Source organism: Longimicrobium terrae (assembly GCF_014202995.1).
Lineage (GTDB): Bacteria > Gemmatimonadota > Gemmatimonadetes > Longimicrobiales > Longimicrobiaceae > Longimicrobium > Longimicrobium terrae.
The window spans coordinates 1-4,302 of the sequence record NZ_JACHIA010000043.1; the positions used below are offsets into that span (position 1 = coordinate 1).

The following is a 4,302-nucleotide window of genomic DNA, read 5'->3' on the forward strand; positions in this document are numbered from 1 at the left end:
AAAGGACCGCCCAAGTGTACACCGAGCGCACCGAATGTATCCCGAAACTCACACCAAGCGTTGAAGTCGCGGCAACAACGGCGCAAAGTCCGCCTTCGCGGACTGGGGCGGAAGCATCGGCGCGCGCTCGCGTCGTCTCGTCCGCGCCGCGATTCCGCTTGATTGCGGCACGTGCAAGTTGCGTTTCCGCAACGCACTACGCCGCCCACCTCATGCCATCCTGAGGGAGCGTGTACCGCTCTTTCTGACCCGCGAAGGCCGGGCGCGACCGAAGGATCTACCATCCGCCGAGCCAGTGTCGCGTAACGCACGCCCGTTCTCGCGGGGAGTAGATCCTTAGCAGGCGCCAGAGTACGGCGGGGCGGAGAATGCGTCCGGCGCCTCCTCAGGATGACGCCTTTGGCGGAGGGGCGGAGGAACCCGTGGCGAATCCACGCGCCCATCTCGTGCGATTGAAGCGGCGCACACTTGGCGCGGTTGGATCTGCGCACGCCTGACGGGAATGCACCGGCGCACGCTTGGCGTGGCTGGCTGGACATACGTCTCACACGGCTGAACCAGCGCGCGGCTGGCCGTGCGCATGATGCTTCCGGAACGCGCCACGCCCCGTGCCGTCGCACTCACGCACCCCGCACACAGCACTCACGCACTTCCTTCCCTATGGATCTCGTTTTCGACGTCGGCAACACCGAAACCGTCATCGGGTGGTTCCAGGATTCGGAACTGCGCGGGCACTGGCGCGTGAGCACCGACTCCCGCCGCACCGCGGACGAATACGGCCTCATCCTGGTGCAGCTGCTGTCCGCGTCGGGGGTTGGATCGTCCCCCGTACGCGCGGCCACCATCGGCTCCGTGGTGCCGGCGATGACGACGGTTCTGCGCGACGCCTGCCGCCGCTACCTCGCGGTTTCCGCCATCGACGTAAACGCGCGCACGCCGCTGCCCATCACGCTGGACGTGGACGAGCCGCTGACCGTGGGCGCCGACCGCATCGTCAACACGCTCGCCGCCCAGCGGATGTTCGGCACCGACACCGTGGTGGTAGACCTGGGCACGGCGACCACGTTCGACTGCATCACCCGTGACGGCGTGTTCATCGGCGGGGTGATTTCGCCGGGGGTGAAGACGGCCGCGTCCAGCCTGACGGACCGCACCGCCAAGCTGCCGCGCGTGGAACTCGTTCCGCCGCAGCGCGTGATCGGGCGGCGGACGGACGCGTGCATCCAGAGCGGCATCTTCTACGGCGCGGTGGACGCCATCGACGGCACCGTGACGCGCATTCGCGAGGAGTGGGGGAGCGACAACCTGCTCGTGGTCGCCACCGGCGGCTTGGCGGAGCTGATTGGCCCGCACTGCCGCACGGTGCAGCGCATCGAACCCTATCTGACACTCTACGGGCTGGAGTTCGCGCGGGAGCACCTGGCGGGCGTCGAACCGTAGTCGGTGCGTCCCATGGCGGCAATCGAGGGCCCGGCCGCAACCCGCGGCCGGGCCCTCGCCGTCATCCATCCGGTGCGTTTCCATCGCCTGTGTCGGGTTCCGATCGGCGCCATGCTTTCTCCGCATCCCACCTCCCGACACAGGCGTTCGCGGCCCGCTGAATGCGTCTGACCGACGCGTCCACCATCCGCCGTATCAACCTCGGTGATCCAATTGAAAACGCTGCCCGCGCGCGCTGCCGGCAACGGTGCGCCCCTGCCGCTGCATGCGCTCACCTATCCCGAGCACGGGCCGATGGGGTGGCTCATCATCGCCTTGTTCTGCGCTGTGGGAACAGCGTCCGCACTGTCCGCTCCCGCAGCCGCGATCACGTATCACTACTCCGAATGGATAGCCTTTGCCATATTCGGGATCGGGTACGGCGTACTGGCATTCTGGATCGCGTACGAGTTCTACCGGTTCGCCTGCTGGGCGTGGTGGTTTGTCTTTTTCTGGCTCGTGCCGCCGCTCTTTCCCGTCCTCTTTCTTCCGTGGATCATCCGGGAATCCGTTGCTGAATCCATCGTTATCATCTGCATCGCGGCCGCCGCGGCGGGCCCGGCGCACTAACCTCTGGAAGCGGCGATACGATTTCTGGCTGGAGTCCGATGCCGTGCGGCGCCAGTTGGACTTTGAGCGCAACGGGCATCGCTGGGCGCGGCGCTCGTGGAAGGACGATGCGCGCGTGCTGAAGCGGCGGATGGCGGAACGGGAAGCACTCGGGCGTCCACATCCCGCCACGTGCGATCAAATCCCGCGTAGCCGCCGCGCTTGGATCACCGGCAATGGATGCGGAGGAGCCGTTGCGGGGCGCGGGGCGGGCCGGGTAGGTTGGCGTTTCGCCCCTGATCCAACCTCGCGTCCATCGATCATGAAGCTGCACGTTTCCGGCGACGTCACCGTTCCGGGCGACAAGTCCATCACGCACCGCGCGCTCATGTTCGCCGCCGCGGCGGAGGGCGAGAGCCGGCTGCGCGGGCTGCTGCCGGGCGCGGACTGCCAGAGCACCGCGTCCGTGCTGCGCGCGCTGGGGTGCGGCGTGCCGGTGCTTCCCGCGGACGGCTCGGAGATCCGCGTGGCGGGGCGGGGAATCGCCGCGTGGACGGCGCCGGTGGAAGCCCTGGACTGCGGCAACAGCGGCACCACGTCGCGGTTGATGATGGGCCTGCTCGCCAGCCGTCCGTTCAGCGCGACGCTGACGGGAGATGGATCGCTTCGCGGCCGGCCCATGCGGCGCATCACCGACCCGCTCGCCGCGATGGGCGCTCGCTTCCGTGAGCACGGCGCGCCCGACCGCCTGCCGATCGAGGTCATCGGCGGCCCGCTGAACGGGATCGATTATCGATCACCCAAGGCGAGCGCGCAGATCAAGAGCGCGGTGCTGCTGGGCGGGCTGGGCGCGGGCGTGCCTGTATCCGTCACCGAGCCCGGCCTGTCGCGCGATCACACGGAGCGGATGCTGACCGCGCTGGGCGAGCGCGTGGAGACGTCGGAAACCGGAGACGCCGTCAACCTCCGCCTGACGCCGAGCGGGCGCGCGCTTCCGCCGCTGGACATGGCGGTTCCCGGCGATCCGTCGTCCGCGGCGTTCCTGGTTGCGCTGGCGCTGCTGGCGGATGAGGGCGAACTGCGCATCCGCAACGTCTGCGTGAATCCCACGCGCACCGGCTTCTTTCGCCTTGTGGAGCGGATGGGCGCCAGCATCCGCTTTGAGAACGAGCGTCTGGCCGGCGGCGAACCCGTCGCGGACCTTCTCGTCGCGCCCGCGCCGCTGCGGGGCATCGACGTCGGCGGCGCGGAAGTGCCGGCCGCCATCGACGAGATCCCCATGCTGGCCGTGCTCGCCGCGCGCGCGCAGGGGGAAACGCGCATCACCGGGGCGGGTGAGCTTCGCGTAAAGGAAACGGACCGTATCGCGGCGCTCGCGCAGAACCTGCGGGCCATCGGCGCCGAGGCGGAGGAACTGGAGGACGGGATCGTGGTGCGCGGATCGGATCGCCCGCTGCGTGGCGGCATCCGTGCGTTCCACGATCACCGGATCGCGATGGCCTTTGGTGTGCTGGGGATGCGGCCGGAGAACGACATCCAGGTGGACGACCGCGCGGTGGTGGACGTGAGCTTTCCCGGGTTCTGGGAGATGCTGGAGCGGCTGGGCGCGCGGTAGGGTTCGCGACGGCCCCCACCGGGCTCGTACTACTCGCCCACCTCCCCCAAAAAAGACTGGGGGAGGTTGGTCCGGGCGGATCGGGCGGCGCGGTGGGCGTAGTATCGAGCAGACGCGGACACTGTTGAGCGAATGAATCCGCCGCTCAGACAGCCGAAACCCCCGACACCAGCCGCTGGCGCGTCCGGTGCGGGGCTTCAACTGCAAGGGGGGGCGGGCTCGGCTCGCGCGGGACGGTTGGCTCGGGGAAAGTAGATCCTTCGTCGGCGCCAAGTATCCGTGCGGCAGAGACTTCGGGCGGCGCCTCCTCAGGATGACATGGTGCGGTGCGGCGGGTGGTGGGGCGGTGAAGAGCGCCGCGATCGGTCACGAGCGTAGACGAAGCTCCGAGCGGCGGCATCCGTGACGACGCTGGCGGCGGCGCTGAGGTCTCCCTTTCTCCCGCGGAGCGGGGGAGAGGGCCGGGGAGAGGGGGCCTGTCCGAATGCACCGGCACCTCCCGAAGCGCAGCGATCCGCAGTTCTCCCCTCTCCGTGCGCAGTTTGCACGGGGAGGGGTCGGGGGCAGGGCTGTTTCATACAGGGAGAATGGGTTACTACGCAGGCATGACTCTTTATGAAGTGTTCGGGGAACTGCCCGATGTGCGGCGCGCTCAGGCG

The 4,302-nt window shown here is 68.7% G+C and carries 3 protein-coding genes; all 3 read left to right on the forward strand.

Going from position 1 to position 4,302, the window contains the following annotated elements:
• Nucleotides 1-660: 660 nt before the first annotated feature.
• The 3 genes from HNQ61_RS28095 to aroA all read left to right on the forward strand — a co-directional run bounded on the left by HNQ61_RS28095 (nt 661) and on the right by aroA (nt 3,643).
• Nucleotides 661-1,440: a type III pantothenate kinase gene (locus HNQ61_RS28095; protein WP_170038750.1), complete on the forward strand. Its 780-nt coding sequence runs from the start codon at nt 661-663 to the stop codon at nt 1,438-1,440.
• Nucleotides 1,441-1,653: 213 nt separating this feature from the next.
• Nucleotides 1,654-2,049, forward strand: coding sequence for a hypothetical protein (locus HNQ61_RS28100; RefSeq protein WP_221305286.1), 396 nt, complete (start codon nt 1,654-1,656; stop codon nt 2,047-2,049).
• A 301-nt stretch (nt 2,050-2,350) separates the two neighbouring features.
• Nucleotides 2,351-3,643 carry a 3-phosphoshikimate 1-carboxyvinyltransferase gene (gene aroA, locus HNQ61_RS28105; protein WP_170038746.1) on the forward strand — a complete coding sequence of 431 codons (1,293 nt, stop codon included), beginning with the start codon at nt 2,351-2,353 and terminating at the stop codon, nt 3,641-3,643.
• Nucleotides 3,644-4,302 lie beyond the last annotated feature (659 nt).

Coding starts and splice junctions, on each gene's coding strand:
- HNQ61_RS28095 (WP_170038750.1), top strand. CDS start 661: ATGGATCTCGTTTTCGACGTCGGCAACACCGAAACCGTCATCGGGTGG.
- aroA (WP_170038746.1), top strand. CDS start 2,351: ATGAAGCTGCACGTTTCCGGCGACGTCACCGTTCCGGGCGACAAGTCC.